Origin of the sequence: Blautia coccoides (genome assembly GCF_034355335.1) — a bacterium.
GTDB classification, from domain to species: Bacteria; Bacillota; Clostridia; order Lachnospirales; family Lachnospiraceae; genus Blautia; species Blautia producta.
The window spans coordinates 1,136,117-1,159,833 of sequence record NZ_CP136422.1 but is presented as its reverse complement, the minus strand read 5'-3'; the positions used below and the strand labels follow the sequence as shown (position 1 = coordinate 1,159,833).

Sequence of the window (23,717 nt, the reverse complement as noted above, 5' to 3'; positions counted from 1 at the left end):
CCCGGCCTGACTGTTTTTCTTCCTATATATAATAGGAACATCCTCTGCAGCTCATGACTGCCCTGACAAGGTTAAAACCTGAGTTTCAAAGTCTTGATCTCAAATGGCTTCATCCTGAAGGATACCTTTCTTCCGTCAGGCATCCATTCATCCATGTCTGCTTCCAGCATGTCACATTCACATACTGACTTTATATCCTCTGCAAATACAAGGGAGACGTCCGTCCTTCTGTTAAAGCATTCGTAGAGTCTGACAATGACAGCCTCCTCATCCTCCGCTTTTTTCACCACCTCAACTACAACATTATCCTGGCTGCAGGTGACAAAGGAGTAGGCATCCGGCAGTGTGCCGCCCTCATTCTCCTTTACTGCCGCTTCCAGAGGATTATTCAGCAGATATGCCTGGTTCACAGTACCTGCATCCTTCCAACTGCCCTGATGCGGGAAGATCGAATAGGTGAAAGTATGGTGTTCCTTATCTGCCTCAGGATTGGGATAAACTGCTGATTTCAGCATGGATATACCGATCACGCCATCCCGGACGCTGCATCCGTACTTGCAGTCATTGAGAACACTGACTCCGTATCCGTCCTCAGATACATCCATCCACTTATGAACACAAACCTCAAACTTGGCAAAATCCCAGGAGGTGTTGGCATGAGTCGGACGTTTTACATTGCCGTACTGGATTTCAAAGGACGCCTCGCTGGTATGGATATCCACCGGGAACAGAGCCTTCACAAAAATCTGATGCTCTTTCCAGTCGATCTCATTCCTGATATCAATGCGGGCCGTATCCCGGTAAATGCAGATATACTGGCTGATGACTGAATCCAGATAATTCCTGGTTATTTTCAGACAGCCCCGCACCGGACCACACTCTTCTGCCCGGATCTCCTCCACATCATCAATCTCCCAGGATTTTTCCGTATAATAATTGTTCAGATCCCAGGCATCATAATTATGCGGTCTGTCCTCATAACTCATGAGCACATTAGCGGCCTTCCCTTCCGGAAGAAGCTCACGGGCAGCTCTCTTGTCGTAGATGCTGATAAACTGTCCTTTTTCGTTCAGATCAATTGAGAAAAATGCATTTTCCATGTGACTTTCAGATACCTGAATATGGTCTTCGCATTCCTCCTCACCCTCTTCGAGCAGGAAGGTTCTGTAACCCTTTGACGGAACGTCTTTTGCCGTAAACATCCAGGTGCCGTCAGCTTTTTTCTGTACGGGAAGAATTTCCTCCCCTGCCTTCACTGCGGGATAACGGATCTCATCCGGACACCAAAAAGACACCACATCCTCAGCGCTCATACTGTTGGGGTTGTAAACCACAAGGGAATGTGCCGGCGCGTTGATGCATTTTGCCAGACCCGCCAGTTTTCCGTCTGTATACTCCCTGCCGGCACGGAGTATGGCCTCATACTCTTCCTTGGAATCATCGTAAACCTCTTTGATCGAAGACCCCGGCAGAATATCGTGGAACTGGTTTCTCAGGATCACTTCCCACCCCTCATGGATCTCATGATCGGGATAGGCTTCATGGAGAAGCCTTTCTCCCAAAATGCCGTACAGCTCCATGTTCTGATAAGCAAATTCTGACCTACGGTTATATTTTTTATTCCTTGCCATAGAGGTATATGTGCCTCTGTGGTACTCCAGATAGAGTTCCCCCACCCAGGAGGGCAGATATTTCTTTCCCCGCACCTTTTCATCCAGCACATGGAAAAACTGCTGGGAAGTGCTCATAACGGTTTTGGGACAGCCAGGAATGCCTTTTGCCAGACGCCTCTGGTTTTCCAGCATATCCTTTGTAGGACCGCCGCCCCCGTCTCCGTATCCGAAGCTGCACAGCACTTCATCGTTGAGATACTTCTGGCTGTAGCGCTTCCATGCGCCTTTCATCTGGGAAGGATTGATATATCCGTTGTAGGTGGTAAAATGCTCTGTCTCATAGCCGCCTTCCACTGCTCCCTTGTTGTAATCCCTGGTGGGTACAAAATGGGTCAGTATCCTGGTGCCGTCAATGCCCTCCCACTCAAAGGTATCGCAGGGCATCTTATTAAATTCGTTCCAGCTTATCTTTGTGGTCATGAAATAGCGGATGCCGCATTTTTCCATGATCTGCGGCAGCGCTGCTGAGTAGCCGAATACATCGGGCAGCCACAAGATCTCATTGTCTTTTCCGAACTCATCCCTGAAAAAGCGTTTGCCGTGGACAAACTGGCGCACCAAAGCCTCACCGGAGGCGATATTGCAGTCAGCCTCCACAAACATGCCGCCCTCTACTTCCCAGCGTCCTTCCTTTACGCGTTCTTTGATCTCTTCATAAACCTCAGGTGCATTTTTCTTTACATATTTGTAGAGCTGCGGCTGACTGGACATGAAGATATATTCCGGATATCTGCGCATAAGCTCCAGTACAGTGGAAAAGCTTCTCACAGCCTTATCCTCCGTAACCTTAAGGGTCCACAGCCATGCACAGTCTATATGGGTATGTCCCACACAGTAGATATAGGCATCACTGTCCCCACAGTGTTTGTCATAAAATTCCCTGGTGATATACTCCTGCGCCGCCTCCAAACTTTGATAATACTCCTTGGAGCCTTCCTTCCTGAAATCCAGCAGGTTCAGGGATTCATTCAGGCAGTTCAGGATGGTCAGATATGCCTTATCGTCCTCCGGCAGAAGTTTTGCCACCTCATAGGGAACAGATAAGTCATAAAAATACTTCTCTGTCTTTCTATCCAGCACCTTGATGGCTGAACAGAGTCTGAGGGAAAAGTTCTGGTCACCTGTAAAAGCTGACAGGATAATGCGGTACTCCTGCCCTTTGCAGGCCTTTTCCGTAAGGATGATCTCTCTGTGGTTCACATCCAGCCCCTGGATCCTTTTTCCGTCTACGAAAATGGAAAACTGCGGGTTGGTGGCATCCCACTCCCCTTCTCTTCCTGTCATCAGCTCATAAACCACACATTCCCCGTCAAATTCTGCGGGAATGACCACCTTTGTCTCAAACCAGTAATATTCCCTGTGCCCGCCCCAGAGCTGTTCCCTTGTAAGTACCTCCCAGTCAGAGGTATCCAGGTTCCCAACGTCCGAAAACGTTTCCTCTGTCTTCTTCATCCTGTAATCCTGAATCTCACAGGACCTGGGGTAAATCTGCTCCTGCAGGTATTCCAGCAGCTTGCCGATCCGTTCTCTCATCAACACCATGTAAAAATTCCTCCCGTTTTCGTGTTATCCTTTTGCTGCACCCGCCATGGTAAATCCTTTTGACATATAGTTCTGTGAGAGAATGTACAGAAGGATAGAGGGCAGTGCATAAATTGCGGAGTATGCGGCAAGGGGACCATACTGGATGGTTCCGTGCTGTCCGAAAAACTGGTACAGCATAACAGATGCCGGCATCTTCTCCGGTGAACTTAACAATATGTAGGGAATAAAGAAGTTCCCCCAGCTTCCGGAAAATGTATAGATAAATACCACACAGATTCCTGGAAACATCAATGGCGCCACAATTTTGCGGATAGACTTCATGGTTGTAGCACCATCCACCCAGGCAGCCTCCTCCAGTTCCACCGGCACCCCGTCCATAAAGTTTTTCATAAGCCAGATTCCGTAAGGGAGAGAGGATGCAGATAAGAAGAGCACCAGTCCCGGAATACTGTCTAACAGCCCAACGCTGAGAAAAATTTTATATACAGGTACGGTGACAGCGATCATAGGAAGTGCTGTCATAAACAGAATAACATACATGAATCCTTTTTTGTAGCTCAAATGATATCTGGACAGCGGATAAGCTGCAAGCCCTGAAATCAGTACCACGATCAGGGACTGGGCAAAGGAAATGACAAGTCCCACACCGAATCCTCTCAGATTGTCAGAGTTTGTCAGTACATCACTGTAATTGCTGAAGGTCCACTGTGCGGGCCATTTCAAAGCCTCACCTGCATTGGTATCCAGAGACGCGATCACTACCCACAGAAGCGGAAGGATAAACACGATCCCCACGATCACCAGGAATGCACAATGCAGGGTTTTTATCATTTTTTCACTCATTCTAATCCCTCCCTTACTGGTCCTTCAAAATTCTGGTATAGATCACGCTGCATACAGCACCCACAAGCAGTATCAGCATACCGATGGCTGTACCATATCCAAGCTGCAGACCTTTCAGTCCCTGATTATACATAAATATAGGCAGCGTTGTGGTGGATGAACCCGGTCCTCCGCCTGTCATAGCATAGATCAGGCCGAAAACACCTAAAGTGGATAAGGTGTTCAGCATGGTATTGGTGGCGATGGTGTCCTTGATGCAGGGTACAATAATGCGGACGAGTGTCTGGAAACGGTTGGCTCCGTCCACCCTGGCCGCCTCCTCAATATCCCCTGACACATTGTCAAGAGCTGACTGGAAGTTCAGCATGGAAAATGCAGTGCCGTGCCATACATTGGCGATCACCACAGTCATCATAGGGTGCTTGAACAGCCAGGATACCGCCGGGATATGAACTACGCCTAAAATCATGTTCATGGTTCCGTTGTCCTTAAAAAATGCCATACAGCACAGGGCAACTACGATCTCCGGCATAACCCAACCCGCCAGGATACAGGGACCTACAACACTTCTCAGGCCCTTGGGTTTCCCTTTCATGAAATACGCGATCAAAAATCCCAGGATACTCTGTCCCAGAAGGCTGCCCACCAAAAAGAGCAGTGTGTTCTTGATGCTGGTCAGGGTACTGGGGTCTGTGAGCATCCTCTTATAGTTCTCAAAGCCGATAAATTCCACATTTTTTGCGTTTGCCCCGCTCAGTGCCAGGTTGGTAAAGGAATAGTATACGGTCAGTACAATAGGTATGATAAAAAAACATAAAAGCAGCAATACTGCCGGAAGCAGCAGGATAGATTTTTTTGCCTCGTCTTTTATGACAGCCGCACGGCTTGGTCTTGTCATAAAACGCCCTCCCTTCAATCGTGAAAAAATATGGGCGGCGGCACTTTACGGTGCCGAAACCGCCCAGTTGCTGATCATGCCGGAACTATCTTCCGGGCAGCCTTTTATTTCTCAACTACATTGTCATCGCCTACAGCACGTGCCACATCTGTAGCATACTGTGTCATGGCATCTTCCGGAGATGTACCGGATACTACAGATTCCACCATGGTCTGAATACTGGTGGTGACAGTGGAATACTTGTCATTCTGCGGTCTGAAATCTGCACTCTCCAGGAATTCTGTTGCAATCTGTTTGAACGGCTGTGCGGAGTATTTCTCATCGCTTGCTACGTCCTGTCTGGTGGCAATATTACCCTGTGCGATCACAGCATCTGTGTAAACTGCCGGATCCATGAGGTGTTTGATGAACTCAAAGGTCTCGTCTTTGGCATCTGAATTTTCCGGTATGGACAATGCCCAGCCGCCTGCCAGTGTTATGGTTCCGGGATCCTGTCCCTCAGAGGTAGGCATAGATGCGAATCCCAGCACGTCCTTAGCCTCCGGCCACGGTGCTGCGCCTGTGTCTGTCCAGTTGCCTGTGATCCAGCTTCCGTCAAGGGAGATTGCCAGCTTGCCCTCCGGCAGATATTCTCTGGCAGATGTATTGGAAGCCTGACCGTTTAACACGAGAGAAAGATCCGGTCCGTATCCGTTTGTGTAGATATCCTGCAGGAAGTTCAGGGAATCCAGAATGCCCTGGCTCTTAACGATCCATTTGTCGTCATCAGAAAGCAGTCTCTCTCCTGTTCCGTAGAGCAGCATCTCATATGTCTGCATGGAAGTCGCCTCACCGGTAGCCACACCGGAGTTGCACCAGAACGGTACTACATCCGGACATTTTTCCTTAACGGCTTTGCACGCGTCCAGAATATCGTTCCAGTTCTTGGGCTCCCAGTCCTGTCCTTTGCTGATGACACCAGCCTGTGCCAGAATGTCCCTGTTATACCATAATCCCCTGGTATCTGTACAGTAAGGAACGCCATATACAGATCCGTCTGAACCTGTCACACCTTTTTTCATGGAATCATAGTAGGCTGTATTCCAGTCCTCATAATCCTTCACGTAATCATCTAATTTTGTCAGATAGCCTGCGCTCACATCATTGGGAAGCTGGAATGTATCCTCACAAACCAGGTCCGGGCATGTCTTCTTATCCGCAAGCTGGAGAGCTACTTTTGTAAAATAATCTCCTTCCTGAGCCACAATAGGAGCAATATTCAGATCGACTGTATCTTTTTTATCCCAGGTATCGTATCCGTCCTGGATCCATTTCCAGAGTGCGCCGTCCTCACCCTGACCGTCATCCCTGAAACAGAAGGTAATGGTCTTCTTCCCGCTGTCCGCTTCCTTTTTCTCACCGCTGCCGGATGAGGCCTCTTTGCCGCTTCCGCCGCCGCAGGCTGTCAGTCCTGCTACCATGGCAGCCGCCAAAAACAGACTTGTCACTTTTTTCATCTTCATACTCGTTCTCTCCTTTTGTTTTTTGATGAGATAAGAATACCATTTTTTCCCGTTGGGGGATATTCCACATATTTAAGAAAGGGGGGTATTTATGACCACCCTCTAACGTTTTTTTATAATGATAAGCTTCACAGCATTCTGAAGCTCCCGGGCTGTGTCTTCCGGTGAGGTTCCCCTGACCTCCATCAGGTTATAGAGGCTCTCAGATACCTGCTGGGCGATTTCAAACCAGGAATTGTTGGTCTCCGCATACCATCCGCCGTTAATATAACGGTTGAGAAACTCCGTCCCTTCATCCGGCCCGATACGCTTGGACTGGTACGGCACCGCTGCTTTTACAGGCAGGGTGTCCATGGCATTGCAGATCCGCTCCTGAATATCATTTTCATAGAGATATGTGAGGAAGCGGTAAGCCTCCCGGTCCGCGTATCCTGTCACTCCGATATTTTCTCCTGAAAGCATCAGGGATTCCCTCACATCACTGGGAAGAGGCACAATGCCGGCTGAGAATTCCATTCTGGAGCTGCGCAGAATGGTGGATGCGCTGAGCCTGTTTGCCATCATCAACACCTTTCCCTCTGCAAAAGAGCGGGCCACGTCCGCCTCTGTGAGATTGATGGTCTGCTTTCCTATGTACCGGCTGCGCTTCAGTTCTTCCAGAATACTGACTGCCTTGATCCCGCCTTCCTGATCCATGGTATTAAGGCTTCCGCCGCAGGCATAAAGCAGTGATCTGTAAAAGGCATAAATCTCCTCCGGACGCTTGGCCGCAAATCCAAACTTATCACCAACACTGTCCTGCAAAGCACCACAGGTATCCAGAAGCCCGTCCCAGTTCTCCGGGACAGACAATCCATTTTTCTGAAATACATCACGGTTATAAAAGAGCACATAGGGATCACAGGTAAAGGGAATGCCGTAATATTTCCCGTCATCCATGGTGGTGTTCCACAGCTTCTGAAAATTCATGCTGTCCTGGCAGGATTCCTCCACATACTCAGAAATATCCGCAAATACACCCATATCGATCAGGGCAGGCATCATACCATTGTCACAAATGATCAGATCTGCTGTTTTTCCGTTATCCATGCGGAGACAGATTTCTTTTTTAAAATTCTCCTTGGGGATAAACTCCATGATCACTTTTGCACAGCCGGAGCGGCTGGAATAATTCTCTGCCACCTCATTTAAAATCTGCTGATGAAGTTTTGTCTCATAGGCGCTGAGTACATATATCTGCTTCTTCTGCTGTTCTTCTGTCTCCTGCACCTCTTTCTCCCCGCCCTTTTGCCAATGGAACAGAACGGCCGCGGCAAGTGCACATAGAAAGAAGGCAGCAAGATACCATCTCTTTCTCATTTCCCATTCTCCCTTTTGTATTCTGAGGGTGTGACACCGCTTAGTTTCTTAAAGACTTTTACAAAATATTTCTGGTCATGGAAGCCCACCATCTCAGCCACCTCATACACCTTATAATTGCCGGACAGGAGCAGGCGCTTGGCTGTGCTGACTCTGAAATTCTGCAGAAAGGAGGTGAAATTCACCCCGGTTTCCCTACAGAAGATACGGCTCAAATATTCCGGTGTGACACAGCACCCCTCTGCGGCTTCAGACAGAGTGATATCCCTCTGGTAATTGCTGCGGATAAAATCGATCACATTGAGTATCATCCCATTTTCTGTAATATCCAGTGTTTCCCTGCTGCTGGCAACTGCGTTCATGATCTTCTCAAACTGATATCTCACCTCTCTTTTTGAAGTGCTCCTGGCAATGCTCTCCATAATATAGGAGGTGTTCTCCCCCGCGTCCAGACAGCCTCTGGTCTCGCCCGCCACCCGGAGGATCCCCGCGGAAAACCTGAGTACATACTCCCGGATACAGGCCGGCTTTCCCTCACTGTCTATCACTGACTTTGCAAACTGTTCTCCGGTGGCGCGTACCTTGTCATAGCGCCCGCTGCGTATTTCCCTGTAAATGCTCTGCTCCAGATAATCGGGATATTCTAAATCCCTGTACTCAATGGATTCCACAAGTTCCCTGCTGAGTATGGTCTCATCCGGCAGAGAAAATGCGTACTGCATCATATCCTTCAGCTCCGCAAGCTTCTCATTCAGCTCTTTCAGCCCGTAAATGGTCCCATAGCTGCAGTGGCACTCTGTGATCTGGCAGAGGGAATGGTAGATCCTGGTCTTGAAGATCTTAAAAAGGTTTTTATTTCTCTCCGTGTCGGTCAGCATCACCAGAAACCCCTGCTGCCTTGGCAGAGACATAACATAATAGTTTTCCATGCACAGGGAATCCAGCAGCTCCGTTGTGTGCTTCTGGAGTTCACTTCCCGTCTCATTGGCCAGACTGCAGGGATAGATACAAAAGAGGGTGATCTGTGTCCTGTCGTCTGCCTGCAAGGTCTCCCTTAAGATCGGCTCTGTCTGCTGTCTCTCCGCGTCTGTACCGGTAAAATAGGTCCAAAGAAGCTGCTCCGCAGACACCTTTTCCACCCGGTTTTTCTCAATATTCCCCTCCACCTTTCGCAGTACCTCCAGAAAACCCTCTACCTCCAGGGGTTTCAACACATACTCCACCACCTGAAGTTTCAGCGCCCTTCGCGCGTATTCAAACTCAGAATATCCTGTGAGAAGAACAGCCTGTACTTCGATCCCCTCTTTCAGGATTCCTTCTAGCATCTCCAGGCCCCCCATGACAGGCATCTTAATGTCTGAGATGACCAGATCCGGCCTGTGCTCCTTTACTGCCTCCAACCCCTCTTTTCCGTTTCCGCAGACTGCCGCCACCTCATACTCCGTATCTCGGGCGAGTATATTTAAAATCCCTTCTCTTGACTTCGGTTCATCCTCTACTACGATTATTTTCATATTGTCTTCCTCCTACTCATAGGGAATCAGAATGGTTATAACAGTCCCCTCCTGGTTTGATTCCACATGGAAGCTTCCCTGCTCCCCATAATAAAGCTTGATCCTGGTTATCACATTGCGCACACCGATGCTGGATTCCACACGCTCTTTCTTATAGTCAAAATGATTAAAATACTCTGCCTGCCCCTCCTCCATTCCTTTTCCGTTGTCTTTTACCACTATGGATATTTTTTGGTCTCCTGCTTTTGTCAGGCGGATATTGATCTCATCCATGCCTGTATTTCCGGGAAATCCGTGGACTAACGTGTTTTCCAGAAGAGGCTGTATCAGCAGTTTATGTATTCTGCACTTCATCAGATTTTCATCGGCCTCCACCGTGCAGATGAAAGAGTATTCAAATCTCTGCTGCTGCAGGTATACATACCGCTTCAGATATTCCAGTTCATCTCTGATCTCCACGATCTCATTACTCTTGTGAATGCTGTACCTGAGGATCAAAGCCAGACTAGTGAGCATTTTGCTGATGCTGTACTCTTTCCTGTCTATTGCCACCCAGTTGATAGCGTCCAGGGTATTATACAAAAAGTGTGGGTTTATCTGTGCTTCCAGAGATCTGATCTCCGCATATTTTTCCCGCACAAGGGCTTCCTTTTCCTGCTCATTGGAAGTCCGGATCTGTCTGAGCATACTGTTAAAATGTCTGCCGATCCTGGCAAACTCGTCCATACCCTCCTCCGGTACGCGCACATCCATATCCCCCTCGTTTGCCTTATCCATGGCATTCAGAATGGGTTTCACAGAGCGATCCATTTCTTTTGAAAAGGAGACGGCGATCAGCACGCAGATCACACCTGCCAGAAGCCCCACCAACACTATGAGAAAGGTCAGATTGTGCAGATCTTTCAACACATAGTTCAGATCCCGCACATTCACCACATAAAAGTTCTGGTTCTGGACCCCTTTGCTGCGCACAGACAGGCTTGCCCCCTGGGGATACCGGTTGTCCTCCACAAATTTCTGAGCTGCCTGCTCTATTTCCTTTTTGCTCCTCTCCTTTTTCTCCTCCCCGGCAAATATACTTCTTTCCCCGTAATTTCCCTCCGGATAAGAGATAATATCACCGTACCGGTTCACCACAAACGTGATATTGGATTTTGTGCTGCCCTGCTTGTATACATCACACAGTGCTTTCTCATCCACACACAGCAGAATGCATCCCACAGGCCCTTCCTTGTAATCATTAAAGTCCGTGAGCTGATGGGCCACATAGAAATAGTCCTTCTCTCCATATCTGGTGTCCAGCTTATGATACGTCCTGGAATAGACGGTCTGCTTTTCCGCATAGGCCTGCTTTACCATCTCATTGTTTCTGATATTGTCCAGGTCAAAGCAGAAGCTCTCTGCGCCTGATAAGGTCATGCTGTCATAAAAGCATACATCACCGTAAATGCCCGTGACCGCGATTCCCAGTATATCTTTGTTTATGTATACGATATTCTGCAGGTTTTCCTCAATCTTATGCTTTGCCAGGTAAAATCTGCTGCTGTCCCAGATATTGATGGGTTTTAGATTATCCACATAGGTCTGGTCCGTATAAATATCTTGTATCAGACTCTCAAAGGTATCTAAAAAGTTCTGCACGTTTCCGGATGACTGTTCCAGATTGGCTTCGATCAATTCTCCGGTCTGCCTGGTTATGGTAGAGGCGCTCTGTCTGTAAGAGATCAGCAGAACAAATATGATGGGCACAAGGGAAACTCCTAATAAAAGCACAAGCATCCGCCTGCCGATTCCCAGTTTTTTTAGTCTTTTCTTCAAAATAGTTCAGTTCTCCTCCTTTCCATTGCAGTATGTTTTGTGTATGTACATTGGGGATTTATATTCTCTCTATAAAAATACATATTTTCCCATGATAAGATACTTCTCCATTTTACAGTATGTTTTCTTCTGTGCCAAGGTAGAGATATTTGACTTTTGGGGTGTATTCTATATATAATAAAAAATAACTTGTAACTGTAAGGTTACTGAACAGTTGTGATAACTTTTAAGATAAGGCGGAGACGCAGATGAACAGTAAGATTAAAATTATTGAGGACCTTTCCCTGAATGCATGGCCCTCACATCAGATGCAGATTTATGATGGATGGATCCTCAGGTTTTCTTATTTTTATACCCACAGGACAAACTGCGTGGAACAGATTGGGCCGTCTTCTATCCCGCTCCGGGATAAGATCGCGTACTGTGAGGAGGTCTATGCCAAATGGGGGACTCCCACTATTTTTAAAATCAATCCGCTGATGGACAGTTCTTTTGACCAGAAGCTCATGGAACGCGGATATCATACCGCCCATACCACAGAGGTTATGACTCTGGATCTGGAAAAGTATAAGATACAGAAGCCGCCCAGACCGGTGTTTCTCAGCAGGGAAATATCTCCGGACTGGCTGAACGGGCTTTTTTCCCTGAAAGGGACTGTGAATGAGATCCATAGGAAGATAGTGCCGTCTATGTACAGGGCTATTCCTAAGGATACTATATTTGCGTCTATTTATGATGGGGGGCGTATTATAGGGACAGGACTGGGGATATTGGACAGGGATTATGTGGGGATTTACGCCATACATGTGGCTGAAGAGTATCGGAGGCAGCATTTGGGGGAATCTATCTGCAGGTCTATTTTGAATTCGGCTATTGATGAAGGGGCTACGGAGGGGTATCTTCAGGTGGTTGAAGGGAATGTGGGGGCACGGAGGCTTTATGAGGGGTTGGGGTTTGAGGGGTTTTATACTTATTGGTTTCGGCAGGAATTTTGATTGAAAAGATAGACAAGTGGACGGAGACGGACGGAGACGAGCAGGGGGAAGCGGGGCGGACAGGGGGATAGGACAGACGAAGCGTTCCGCTGCTCGTCTCCTGGTTTTGGCTATTGGCCTTTCTGGATGACTGGTGTCTTTTTGGAGGGCTGGATTTTTTGTTTGGTTTTTTGTTTTGTTATCTCTTGATTTATGTCTTTTTAATCTTGTTTTTTCTTTTGATCATTTCACATCATATTATTAGGTATTCTAACGCTACAGTGGATATCGTGAATTTCAAATACTATGACGAACAAAAGTTGATCTATAAATAAATGGGGGTAGTATTGGATTACATTATTCTGCGTATTGAATTTTTGTCGGCGGCGGCTTGTCTTTATTTGTAGGTTGGCTCTGGTATTGCGGATGTTTTAATCTGTGATCAGATTGGTTTTTACTGAGGTGAGCCAGGTTTCTATGGATTGGGCGAGGAGATATTGTTGGGTTAGGACGGCTTTGGCGGTTTCGGGGATTTGGGGGTTGGGGGTTTTGGTTGTTATGTTTTGTTCCAGGTTGGCTTTCAGGGTTTTTATGCTGCTCTCGATGTTTTCAAGGCAGGTCTTTTGAGCCTGGGGCGGGAGGCTGTCCAGGTTTACCATTACGGCATTAAAATCCAGAAAGATGTTGATGGGCTGGGTGGATATTCCAAACATCAGGGTTTGGAACTCCTGCTCGCCTTTTTCTGTAAGGGAATAGACGGCTTTTTCTGCCATATTCCCCTCTTTTATCATGGTGCTTTTGATGAAGCCCTTTTTCTCAAGCTGGATCACCTTTTTGTATATGGAGGGCGTGCTGATCTTTACCCATCGGGATATGTTCCTGTACTCTACCAGCTTTTGGATGTCGTATGCGCTCAATGGTTCTTTTTTTACAATTCCCAGTACAATTAAATCTATGGTTGCCATGTTGTCACCTTCCTTTTTATTTTTCTTGACAGTTACTATAAATTATAGTAGTATGTATCCCAAGGCTCAAATACTATAATTTATACTAGTATATTTTATAACTATTGTCAAGCAAAAAAGAAAGGAGTCTCTGACTATGAGTAAGGAGAACAAAAAAATGGAACTGCTGGGCAGTGCGCCTGTATGGAGGGCACTTTTGGCAATGGGGCTTCCCACTATGATCGGAATGATGATCAATGCATTGTATAATCTGGTGGATGCTTATTTTGTGGGCGGACTGGGGACGAGTCAGATGGGGGCGATCTCTGTGGCATTTCCCATCGGTCAGATCGTTGTGGGACTTGGACTGTTGTTTGGAAATGGAGCTGCTTCTTATATTTCACGTCTGTTGGGAAAAGGGGACAAAAATACGGCTGATCAGGCGGTAAGTACGGCTCTGTACAGCAGTATAGCTGTAGGTGCAGTAGTCATTGTGTGTACCGTTGTCTTTCTGCGTCCTGTACTGGAACTTCTGGGGGCTACGGAGAGTATACTGCCGTATGCAGAAGAATATGCCCGTATTTATGTGGTGTTTTCGCTTTTTAATGTGTTTAATGTGACTATGAATAATATCGTGACAAGTGAAGGTGCCGCAAAAACAACTATGCTCACACTGCTTGCCGGGGCTGTGCTGAATATCCTTCTGGATCCTATCTTTATCTATGTCCTGGATCTTGGCGTGGCCGGTGCCGCGGCCGCCACGGCTGTTTCCCAGATGCTCTCCTCTGTGGTGTATTTGAGTTATATTTTAAGAAAAAAGAGTATCTTCAGTTTCCGCGTCAAAGAATGCTGTTTTTCCCGGGAAATCATTTCTGAAATATTAAAAATCGGTATTCCCACTATGGTTTTCCAGCTTCTGACCAGTCTTTCTATCTCCCTTATCAATTTTCAGGCAAAGGAATATGGGGACTCTGTCATTGCAGGGATGGGTCCTGTTACAAGAATCATCTCCGTGGGCAGTCTCATGGTTTTTGGCTTTATCAAAGGGTTTCAGCCAATTGCCGGATACAGCTATGGCGCAAAAAAATATGGACGCCTCCACCAGGCAATACGTCTTTCTATTCTTTGGTCCACTGTTTTTTGTATCATCTATGGGGGAATTACCGCTTTGTTTTCCACAGCTCTTATCGCCCTGTTTACTAAGGGGGATTTGGAAATGATCCAAATCGGCGGCCAGGCGCTGAGAGCCAATGGCATTTCCTTTCTGCTGTTCGGATTCTACACGGTATATTCCTCCTTGTTTCTGGCACTCGGAAAAGGAAAAGAGGGATTTATCCTGGGTTCCTGCAGACAGGGTATCTGCTTTGTGCCTATTATCCTGATCCTCCCTCTCTTTACCGGTATCAATGGCATCCTCTATGCCCAGCCGGCCGCTGATGTCATCTCCGCTGTGGTAACTGTATTCATGGCACTGCGCCTTCACAGAGAACTCCACAGGATGGAAGACCATGTGACAATGCCGCTTAGTAATCATGCGGCCCACCTTGACAGAGAAATATAAAAGATATTTTAATGTGGTTGACTCCCGGCAGCTTTTATGGGATAATTAATTTAACGATGAGTTAATTAATTATAGAAGGGCAGTTTCTATGGCAAGAAAAAAAATACCGGAAAATTATGAAAAGATGAGGCAGTGTATTATACAGGCCGCAATAGAGATCATGGTAAAAAGTTCCATGGCAGAATTCAGTCTGACTGATGTGGCGGAAAAACTGGGATTGACAAAGGCCGCTATCTACTGGTATTTTCCGAATAAAAATGCTTTGATGGCCCAGGCCGCCCAAAGCATTTACAATACTTATATCGGCTATATAGAAAAAATCAGCAGCAGTGATCTGAGTTCCTATGAAAAGCTGCGCAGGATCGTTCTCGGAGAGGATGACACCATACAGGCTGCCCTCATGTGTTTATTTCCCATTAAGTTTTTCCTGGAATACTATTCGGAGAATCATGTGGTAAAAAACCTTATCCAAAACGGCTATGAGAGATACAACTGCCTTATCACTGCCCTGTTGGAGGAAGGCATCCGCAGCAAAGAATTCCGTTGTGATTTGCCCTCCGAGGAGCTGGCGAAGTTTATCACAGGCGCCATCGACGGACTGGCATTCCAGAACCTGTTGGTCTCATCTGAAAAAACAGAGGTATCCAGAACCATTATATTTTCCGTACTGGATCGTATCTTAAAACCCGGCCGCCAATCATCAGGAAGAGAGGAACTTAATGACTAAGAAAAGAAATCTATGGAGTATGATACTCGCAGTCCCGTTTATTCTTGCAGTTTTAATCTGTTTCATTGTAAACTTTGCCCTGGAACAAACGTTCAGTTGGTCTATCCTGGTGGCTGCCTCCTGCTTCTATGCATACCTGATGCTGTACACCCTGATATTCGGACAAAAGCACCGTATTCTACTCACTTACCTGGTCCTCGGTATTCTGCTGATACCCTTCCTGTACATCATAGAGTATACTGCTAATCTCTATATGACTCAGCCTATATACTGGGCAGCAAAGCTGGGAGTGCCCATAAGTCTTGCCTGGCTGGCCGCCCTTGCCGTTACCGGCCTTTTCAGGACCCTGACACATGCCAATGTTTTCCTGACTATGAGCTGCCTCATCCTTGTGTTTTACTATGCAGAACGTTATACCAATAACAGGATAGATGCTTTTACAGGTTCTTCCCAATCCTGGAGCCTTTCGGATCACTACCCCATCCTCTATTTTGGGGCTGCCGGACTTTTTCTCCTGACCGGCATCGTCATCTCTGCGGTGAAGCGCCTCAGTCCCCGTACATAACCGGGCCATCCGGAAACGAAAAAGAGATATGACATCTGCCTGAACGAAGGCTTCCCTCAAGGAAACTCCACTCATACGGCAATGCCATATCTCTTTTATAAGATCAATTTCCGCTCTCTTATGTTTCTCCTGATCCCCTCAGGTTCCCCATAAAAGCTTCGGTCCTGATTCCTCAGTGACAACAGCAGACAGAAATGCAGGAAACCGATCCTCTTTTTCAATCCTTATCTGAAAAATAATTCTCCTAACTGTAAGTCCCTCTTAAAGCTGCGGATTCTGGTATCCTCATCAATGTAAACCGCCTCAATACCCATAGCAGCAGCCCAGTCACCCATCTGCTCAGACGTGATATCATAAGAAAAGGCTGTATGATGTGCTCCTCCGGCCAGTATCCAGGCTTCCGCACCGGTAGCCAGATCCGGCTGCGGTGTCCAGAATGCTGTAGCTACAGGCAGTTTAGGCATAGGCTTTTCCGTCTTCTTACAGTCCACATCATTGATGATCAGGCGGAATCTGTTCCCCAGATCGATCAGAGAAGCAGCAATGGCCGGACCGGTTTTCGCTGTAAATACAAGACGTGCCGGATCTTCTCTGTCTCCCATGCTAAGGGGATTTACCTTAATGCTGATGGGGCCGTCAGAAATAGTCGGGCACACTTCCAGCATATGAGCCTGCAGTATTCCTTCCTTGCCCGGTACCAGATTATATGTATAATCCTCCATAAAGGAAGTACCTTTTGCCCCTTTCATTCCTGCTGTCATGATCTTCATCAGACGTACCATGGCGGCTGTCTTCCAGTCACCTTCGCCGCCGAATCCATATCCTTTTTCCATCAGTCTCTGGATAGCCAGTCCCGGCAACTGTTTCAGGGAACCTAAATCTCCGAAATGAGTCACGATCGCCTGATAGTTCTTCTCTTCTAAAAATCTCTCGAATCCGATCTCAATCTGTGCCTGTACTGCCACATGGCGTTTGAATTCCTCCGGGTCTCTTCCCTCCAGAAGAATCTCATATTTGTCGTAATACTCTTCCACAAGAGCGTCTGTATCACCCTTTGACACAGAACCCACTGCCTCTGCGATCTCATTTACAGGGTATGCGTCAATCTCCCAGCCGAACTTGATCTGAGCCTCTACCTTATCTCCCTCTGTCACAGCTACATTTCTCATGTTGTCTGCAATTCTCATAACACGGATATGGCTGCTCTCCATAATTCCCACTGCTGTGCGCATCCAGGACGCGATCTTTTCCTGTACTTTTCTGTCGCTCCAGTGGCCCACTGTCACTTTGCGCTCAATACCCATGCGGGATACGATATGACCATACTCTCTGTCACCATGGGCAGACTGATTTTCATTCATAAAGTCCATGTCAATGGTATCGTACGGAATCTCCTGATTGAACTGGGTGTGCAAATGCATCAGCGGCTTTCTGTACTCCTGCAGTCCCAGGATCCAGGATTTTGCCGGTGAGAAGGTGTGCATCCATGTGATAACACCTGCACATTCCTCATCCTGATTTGCCTCATTAAAGGTCTTTCTGATCACTTCATTTGTAATCAGAGTTGGTTTCAGTACCACTTCATAAGGGAGTACCCCTGATTTATTTAATTCTTCTACAATGATTCTGGAATGTTCCGCTACTTTTTTGAGACACTCATCTCCGTAAAGATCCTGGGAACCTGTTGCAAACCAAAACTTATAATTCCTGCCTGTTTTCATTAAACTCACCCTCCTGTTAGGTTTTATCTTTCTTCCATCATAAAACTTGTACGGTTATCTTTACAAGTTGTATTCACAGAAAGGATACAAGTTTTTCAGTTGTATGTTTTGGGCCGCATCCATCTCTCCGGGGAGGAAAAACCATCCTCAAAGTTTTCAAATTCCTCATTTACATCTATCAGGGAACTGATATAACAGCGGATCCTGTTGCTGCCCCCTCCTGCTTCCTTGAACAGACGAGTGATACGCTCCGCCACACAGAAGCAGTTTTCCTGAGTGATTCCCGGAAGCATGATGAGGAACTGACAGGAGCTGTACCTGGTGTACAAGTCCCCCCGGCGCAGGGACAGCTTGATGGCGGTCTGGAACTTTTCCGCTGCCTTGCTTATCTTATCTTCTTTTTCGATGGGAATGCCTGAACTGTCGGTCAGTGTGCACAGCATCAGGAACACGGACATTCCTGTCCTCTCTGTCATGCGCGTGATGATCCTGTAAGTATCAATAAAACTGGGCAGGGAGCAGAAATAAGCCCCTTTCCCTTTTGTCTTCTCTCTCAGATCCCTGCGGATTTCCCACATATCCGAGGGGACACCCTGTATCTGGCTGCTCATAGAATGAAAGCGCTCAAGCATTTTCTCTGAAGGCTTCAAACCAAACTCGTTAAAATACAGGGATGCGGTCTCCTCATAGACTTTCAGTGCCTCCTTGTGACGATTCAGAGCCAGCAGACTGTCGATCCGCCAGAGCTGCCATTCCTCATAGGGATATATGGACGCGGCGCGGGTGCTGATATGGAGTATATCCTCATATTCCCTGCGCTCCTTCAGAATGGAAAACAACTCGCGCATACAGTCAAAGTACAGATCCCTGTACTTTACACCTGCTATTACAGACCAGGCCTCTGCTGCTCCCGGAGGAAGAAACTCCCCTTTGTACAGGCTGCAGGCCTCTTTCAAAAGCTCTTCCTTCTTCTCACCGTTTTCCATGCGGGCTTCCTCAATGGCTGCCTCCATCTGATGAATATCCACAACTGCTTTTATCTTCTCATCCCATCTGCAGATTCCCTTTTGCACCGTTATGTATGAGCCATCCGGCATACCAGCCTTTTTCAGTTGTCTGCGCAGTCTAAAAATTGTATTGTTCAGACTGCTGTTTCCGTTTTCCACAGTATCTTTGCCGTAAAGTGCGTCGATCAGTTCAGCCTTGTCTATCCCATCCTTTAAGTGAAGCATGAGAAGCTGGAACAGTTGTACAAACTTTGCCGGGCTTTTTCTGTCAAAGACCACTGCTGCCCCCTCATAAGAAATAGAAAAACCGCCCAACATTCTTACCCTCATAATACCGGTATTTTTTTCTCTCTCCATCTTTTTATATCTCCTGCAATCCGAGTACCGTTAAAAAAGGCCGCCCTTCATCCAGGACGGCCTCTCTTTTTCATATCTGCTCTCTTTTTCCTTAAATGTTCAATATTTATTTGTTGCTCAAATATTCCTCGATGCTTTTCATAGCTTCGACTTCGTCTTCGCCTTCAACTGATACAGTCACGCTCTCACCAGCGTCTAATCCCAAACTCATCATACCCATGATGCTCTTTGCATTTACCTTCTTTTCCTGACTCTCCAGATAGATATTGCTGGCATACTGGCTAGCTACCTGCACGAGTAATGCAATCGGTCTTGCTTCCAAGCCGTTTGAAATACCGATGGTAATTGGTTTACTGATCATATCTGTTCCTCCTTGTTCCCTCTGAGCTCTTCTGCTATGCTGCCGATCCTACGCAGTCTGTGATTGACCCCTGACTTTCCCACTGGCGGTGTTAAAAACATGCCAAGTTCTTTCAATGAGGCCTGTGGATATTCTAACCTTATCCGTGCTATCTCTTCCAGATTGTCCGGAAGTCTTTCCAATCCAATGGTGTCACGGATAAAAGCTATATCTTCCGTTTGTTTTACTGCAGCATTTACAGTCTTGCTAATATTCGCCGTTTCGCAGTTAACCTTGCGGTTCACGCTGTTGCGCATTTCTTTCAGAATCCTGACATTCTCAAGATTCATCAAAGATACATTTGCCCCCATAAGGCCTAAAATTTCTACGATCTGCGCGCCTTCTTTTACATAAACAACCTCATGCTTCTTGCGGCTTACAACTTTTGCATCTACCTCAAAGGACTGCACCAGTTCCTGAAGCTGCTGAGCTTTTGACAGTGTGGAACATACGATTTCAAAATGATAAAATTTCTCTGGGGCACTGATAGAACCAGCACATAAAAATGCACCCCTCAGGAAAGCCCTCCTGCAGCAATTCTTCTGAATAATCAGAGGATTCACAAGAGCGGCACAGGGCATTGGCTGCCTGTCTGCTGTCAGATACTTTGCTGCCTGCAAAATTCTCACTGTATCTTCCTGACCTCGTACTTCAATCACAAATCTGTTGTTTCTTTTTATTAAACGTTTATCTATAGAAATTTCTTTATCTATTTTAAATGTTTTTTGCAATAAAGTAAAGCACTTTCTTATAACACTTTCATTTTCTGTAGAAAAACAGAGAAACGGCTGGCCTTCCTCTGTCCTCTGTATCTCACCGCAAAAGCTGAAAATGGCTGAAAGCTCTGCTATCTGGCAATGCCTGGCAGGGCTGATACAGCGCTCCAGCTCCTGCTTTACGCTTCCGGAGAATGACATTTCTTCGCATCCTTTTCTATATCTCTATGTTCGATCCGTATCCCGTATTCTTCTGACTTTTTCAGCCGTCTGTATAGTTCATTGGCCAGAGTCACACTGCGGTGTTTGCCGCCGGTACATCCGATGGAAACCACAAGCTGGGATTTGCCTTCGGATATGTAGTTCGGGATCAGGAAACGCAGCATATCCTCCAGTTTATCGGAAAACTCCTGTGCCAGATCAAAGCCCATCACATAGTCACTGACCGGTTTATCATTGCCGCTTAAAAAACGCATTCCTTCTATATAATATGGGTTTGGCAGAAACCTCACATCAAAAACCAGATCAGAATCACCGGGGATTCCGTACTTGAACCCAAAGGAGAGAACTGTGATCATCAAGTTCTTAAACTTCTGGTTCTCCACAAAAATCTTTTCCAGCTCTTCCTTCAGCTCTCTGGTGAGAAGCTGGCTGGTATCCAGGATATAATCCGAAAATTCACGCAGAAAAGCCAGTCTGCTCCGTTCCAGTTTGATCCCCTCATCTACCCTTCCGTTGCCGGAAAGAGGATGAGAGCGCCGTGTCTCCTTGTAGCGCTTTACCAGAGTCTTGTCATCCGCATCTAAAAACAGGATCTCCAGCTGGAATCCCGGCAGCCGCAGCCTCTCCAGAACCTGCTCCAGTTCACTTAAAGCCTTGCCGCTTCTGATATCCACACCTACAGCCACACGCTCTATCTCTCCTGAACTTCCGTCCTTTACCAGTTGAGCAAACTTTTCTATCAGGAGTATCGGGAGGTTATCCACACAAAAATATTCCATGTCTTCCAACATCTTCAGGGCCGTACTCTTACCGGCACCTGACATTCCCGTCACAATTACAAAACGCATATAGAATCCTCTCTGCCTGTGTCAGAACTCACCCAGGAATTTCACTTCCGGCTCAAGTGTGACGCCGAATTTCTCCCTGACTCTCTTCTGTACTTCCTCTATCAGGTTCTTCACATCCTCCGCCGTGGCATCTCCGGTATTGACAACAAAACCGCAGTGCTTCTCTGAAATCTGCGCTCCACCTACCCGAAAACCGCGAAGGCCCGTATCCATGATCAGTTTACCTGCAAAATATCCTTCCGGCCGCTTGAACGTACTGCCTGCGCTTGGCATATCCAAGGGCTGCTTGCTGGTGCGCCTCTCTTTAAAATCATCCATCTGTTCCTTGATATGGGATGCCTCGCCTTTTTTCAGCCTGATCACTGCCTCCAGCACAATATAACCTTTTTCTTTTACAATACTTGTCCGGTATCCCAGATTCAGTTCCCCCCGCTTCAGGCATATTACATTGCCTTCCGCGTCCATGACAGTGACTTCCTCCAGAACATCCTTCATCTCTCCCCCGTAAGCGCCTGCGTTCATGACCACAGCACCTCCTAAGGTTCCCGGAATACCACTGGCAAAGGCAAACCCGGCCAGACTGTTATCCAGGGCTACCACTGCGATCTTAGAGAGGAGCGCTCCCGCTTTTGCCCGAATAACATGGGCATCCACCTCTATATCACTCATATTCTTCCAGAGCTGAATAACAACACCTTGATATCCTTTATCGCTCACAAGCAGATTGCTGCCATTGCCTAAAATGAAAAACGGCAGATTCTCTCTCTTGCAGATATGTAAAATCTTCCGCAGTTCATCCACGCTGTGAGGGCGCAGGTAATATTCCGCAGGTCCTCCGATGCGGAATGTGGTATGCTTCTTCATTGGTTCATAGACATTGACATTGTCACTGCCCAGACACTGACAAAACTCATTTTCTATTTTTTTATTCACTCTCTTACCTCTTGCTTTGATCATATTATATAAATCTTAAGTAACTGTCAGATACTTTGACAGTTACGAGCAAAAACAGTTTCAGACAGAAATTTTATTTTCTGTCTGTCTTCTGTCTCATCCCGATTAAATCTTTTACTACCTCTCCGGCGATCATCAGCCCGGCAACTCCGGGAACAAAGGAAATGCTGGAGGGCACAGGCCTGCCTGTTGACGGCCTGGTCTCTTCCGTCTGCACCTTTTCTTCTTTCAGGCCCATCCGGCGTTTTTTTTCTTTGGGCGCTATTTCCGTGGAAAAAAGCACCTTAACCTTTTTTATTTTTCTCTTTTTCAGTTCTGTGCGCATGACCTTTGCCAGAGGGCACACACTGGTTTTCGCAATATCCGCAATTTGAAAGCAGGACGGATCCAGTTTATTACCGGTTCCCATACAGGATATGACCGGCTTATTGCAGGCTTTTGCCTTCTCAATGAGAAGGATCTTGGCAGAAACAGTGTCCACTGCGTCTACTATATAGTCATAGCCGGAAAAATCAAATAAACTGGCTGTCTCAGCCGAAAAAAAAGTCTCATAGGTGTGAACCACTGCATCCTCATTGATATCGGCAATACGCTCTTTGGCAACCTGTACTTTTTTCCTTCCGATAGTAGAACGAAGCGCTACCAGTTGTCTGTTCAGGTTCGTCACTGCAACCTCATCGTGGTCAACCAGAATCAGGTTTCCCACACCGGCTCTCGCCAGAGCCTCCACCACATAGGACCCCACGCCGCCCAGGCCAAACACTGCGACCTTGGAATCGGCAAGAATCTCCAGCCCCTCTTTTCCAATTAATCCTTCCGAACGGGAAAATGCATGCAGCATACTTGCGGTTCCTCCTAAGTAAAAACTATTTAAGAATAACGGCTCGCTTCACGGGCTCGCTATTCTTTATTGTAACGCCTTGACTAAAAGTCAAGCCGTATCGAATAACGGCTCGCTTCACGGGCTCGCTATTCTTTATTGTAACGCCTTGACTAAAGTCAAGCCGTATCGAATAACGGCTCGCTTCACGGGCTCGCCGTTATTCTTCATTATACTATTAATTCTATCAATTGTATAGAACTAGTTTTTCATCTTTGGCTTAAAAATAATGCTGGCCAGATAGGCGAAGATCAGGGCTGCGGAGATTCCTACGGCACTGGAGGTAAATCCTCCCATGAAGATTCCTATGAATCCCTGCTCTCCGATGGCCTTTTTTACACCTTTCCAGAGAAGGTTGCCGAATCCCAGAAGGGGAACACTGGCACCTGCACCTGCAAAATCCATGAGCTTTTCATAAATCCCCACTGAACCCAGCACAGCTCCGGTACATACCAGAATTACCATGACACGGCCCGGCAGCAGTTTCGTCTTGTCTAAAAGTATCTGAACCAGAGCACAGATCAGTCCTCCGACCCAAAATGCATTGATATAATCCATATTTACTGCCTCCTGTTATCCTCTTTAACAATGCTCCACATAACTGTTCAGCCCCTTCACAGTTACAGGCAAAAATCCATTTAGAATCACCTTCGGCGATGGGATTTTTGCTTGCTGCGGAATGTTTTTTT

20 protein-coding genes are annotated in these 23,717 nt (G+C 46.8%); 4 read left to right on the top strand and 16 right to left on the bottom strand.

What is annotated here, in order from left to right; genetic code table 11:
* Nucleotides 1–71 precede the first annotated feature (71 nt).
* From BLCOC_RS04950 to BLCOC_RS04920, 7 genes are all read right to left on the bottom strand, one after another.
* The gene (locus BLCOC_RS04950; protein ID WP_115624600.1) at nucleotides 72–3,215 is read right to left on the bottom strand and encodes an alpha-mannosidase; all 3,144 of its coding nucleotides are present in this window, start codon (nucleotides 3,213–3,215) and stop codon (nucleotides 72–74) included.
* Between the two features lie 24 nt (nucleotides 3,216–3,239).
* The gene (locus BLCOC_RS04945; protein WP_029470390.1) at nucleotides 3,240–4,061 is read right to left on the bottom strand and encodes a carbohydrate ABC transporter permease; all 822 of its coding nucleotides are present in this window, start codon (nucleotides 4,059–4,061) and stop codon (nucleotides 3,240–3,242) included.
* Nucleotides 4,062–4,074: 13 nt separating this feature from the next.
* The gene (locus tag BLCOC_RS04940) at nucleotides 4,075–4,959 is read right to left on the bottom strand and encodes a carbohydrate ABC transporter permease (protein ID WP_018597882.1); all 885 of its coding nucleotides are present in this window, start codon (nucleotides 4,957–4,959) and stop codon (nucleotides 4,075–4,077) included.
* Nucleotides 4,960–5,063: 104 nt separating this feature from the next.
* The gene (locus tag BLCOC_RS04935) at nucleotides 5,064–6,461 is read right to left on the bottom strand and encodes an extracellular solute-binding protein (RefSeq protein ID WP_029470391.1); all 1,398 of its coding nucleotides are present in this window, start codon (nucleotides 6,459–6,461) and stop codon (nucleotides 5,064–5,066) included.
* A 102-nt stretch (nucleotides 6,462–6,563) separates the two neighbouring features.
* Nucleotides 6,564–7,820: an ABC transporter substrate-binding protein gene (locus BLCOC_RS04930; protein ID WP_029470392.1), complete on the bottom strand. Its 1,257-nt coding sequence runs from the start codon at nucleotides 7,818–7,820 to the stop codon at nucleotides 6,564–6,566.
* On the bottom strand, nucleotides 7,817–9,334 hold the full coding sequence (locus tag BLCOC_RS04925; RefSeq protein WP_115624599.1) for a response regulator transcription factor: 1,518 nt from the start codon (nucleotides 9,332–9,334) through the stop codon (nucleotides 7,817–7,819). Before BLCOC_RS04925 ends, BLCOC_RS04930 begins: the two co-directional genes overlap by 4 nt.
* Before the next feature lie 12 nt (nucleotides 9,335–9,346).
* Nucleotides 9,347–11,152: a cache domain-containing sensor histidine kinase gene (locus BLCOC_RS04920; protein WP_018597878.1), complete on the bottom strand. Its 1,806-nt coding sequence runs from the start codon at nucleotides 11,150–11,152 to the stop codon at nucleotides 9,347–9,349.
* Nucleotides 11,153–11,400: 248 nt separating this feature from the next.
* On the opposite strand from BLCOC_RS04920, the gene BLCOC_RS04915 reads away from it, so the two are divergent.
* Nucleotides 11,401–12,147 (top strand): GNAT family N-acetyltransferase, encoded by a 747-nt coding sequence (locus BLCOC_RS04915; protein WP_029470394.1) that lies wholly within the window; start codon nucleotides 11,401–11,403, stop codon nucleotides 12,145–12,147.
* A 410-nt stretch (nucleotides 12,148–12,557) separates the two neighbouring features.
* On the opposite strand, the gene BLCOC_RS04910 is transcribed toward BLCOC_RS04915, so the two are convergent.
* Nucleotides 12,558–13,091: a PadR family transcriptional regulator gene (locus tag BLCOC_RS04910; protein WP_115624598.1), complete on the bottom strand. Its 534-nt coding sequence runs from the start codon at nucleotides 13,089–13,091 to the stop codon at nucleotides 12,558–12,560.
* Nucleotides 13,092–13,227: 136 nt separating this feature from the next.
* Here BLCOC_RS04910 and BLCOC_RS04905 point away from each other — a divergent pair, with 136 nt between their 5' ends.
* From BLCOC_RS04905 to BLCOC_RS04895, 3 genes are all read left to right on the top strand, one after another.
* Complete coding sequence (locus BLCOC_RS04905; RefSeq protein ID WP_115624597.1) at nucleotides 13,228–14,631, top strand: MATE family efflux transporter; 1,404 nt, start codon at nucleotides 13,228–13,230, stop codon at nucleotides 14,629–14,631.
* Nucleotides 14,632–14,719: 88 nt separating this feature from the next.
* Nucleotides 14,720–15,358, top strand: coding sequence for a TetR/AcrR family transcriptional regulator (locus BLCOC_RS04900; RefSeq protein WP_115624596.1), 639 nt, complete (start codon nucleotides 14,720–14,722; stop codon nucleotides 15,356–15,358).
* Nucleotides 15,351–15,923: a DUF6320 domain-containing protein gene (locus BLCOC_RS04895; RefSeq protein WP_115624595.1), complete on the top strand. Its 573-nt coding sequence runs from the start codon at nucleotides 15,351–15,353 to the stop codon at nucleotides 15,921–15,923. The genes BLCOC_RS04900 and BLCOC_RS04895 overlap by 8 nt, the downstream gene beginning before the upstream one ends.
* A gap of 224 nt (nucleotides 15,924–16,147) precedes the next feature.
* Here the strand turns inward: BLCOC_RS04895 and araA are convergent, their stop codons facing one another.
* From araA to spoVAE, 8 genes are all read right to left on the bottom strand, one after another.
* A complete protein-coding gene (araA, locus tag BLCOC_RS04890; protein WP_115624594.1) occupies nucleotides 16,148–17,644 on the bottom strand; it encodes an L-arabinose isomerase in 1,497 nt (498 codons plus the stop codon).
* A gap of 95 nt (nucleotides 17,645–17,739) precedes the next feature.
* Nucleotides 17,740–19,008 carry an AfsR/SARP family transcriptional regulator gene (locus BLCOC_RS04885; protein ID WP_115624593.1) on the bottom strand — a complete coding sequence of 423 codons (1,269 nt, stop codon included), beginning with the start codon at nucleotides 19,006–19,008 and terminating at the stop codon, nucleotides 17,740–17,742.
* 106 nt (nucleotides 19,009–19,114) lie between these two features.
* Entirely contained in the window at nucleotides 19,115–19,369 is a 255-nt protein-coding gene (locus BLCOC_RS04880; RefSeq protein ID WP_018597868.1) for an HPr family phosphocarrier protein, read from the bottom strand.
* Complete coding sequence (whiA, locus tag BLCOC_RS04875) at nucleotides 19,366–20,325, bottom strand: DNA-binding protein WhiA (RefSeq protein WP_115624592.1); 960 nt, start codon at nucleotides 20,323–20,325, stop codon at nucleotides 19,366–19,368. Before whiA ends, BLCOC_RS04880 begins: the two co-directional genes overlap by 4 nt.
* Nucleotides 20,304–21,194, bottom strand: coding sequence for an RNase adapter RapZ (gene rapZ, locus BLCOC_RS04870; RefSeq protein WP_115624591.1), 891 nt, complete (start codon nucleotides 21,192–21,194; stop codon nucleotides 20,304–20,306). Before rapZ ends, whiA begins: the two co-directional genes overlap by 22 nt.
* A gap of 21 nt (nucleotides 21,195–21,215) precedes the next feature.
* Entirely contained in the window at nucleotides 21,216–22,127 is a 912-nt protein-coding gene (murB, locus tag BLCOC_RS04865; protein WP_242999037.1) for a UDP-N-acetylmuramate dehydrogenase, read from the bottom strand.
* A gap of 94 nt (nucleotides 22,128–22,221) precedes the next feature.
* The gene (locus BLCOC_RS04860; RefSeq protein ID WP_018597864.1) at nucleotides 22,222–22,989 is read right to left on the bottom strand and encodes a tRNA threonylcarbamoyladenosine dehydratase; all 768 of its coding nucleotides are present in this window, start codon (nucleotides 22,987–22,989) and stop codon (nucleotides 22,222–22,224) included.
* A gap of 240 nt (nucleotides 22,990–23,229) precedes the next feature.
* Complete coding sequence (gene spoVAE / locus BLCOC_RS04855; protein WP_018597863.1) at nucleotides 23,230–23,586, bottom strand: stage V sporulation protein AE; 357 nt, start codon at nucleotides 23,584–23,586, stop codon at nucleotides 23,230–23,232.
* Between the last annotated feature and the right edge of the window lie 131 nt (nucleotides 23,587–23,717).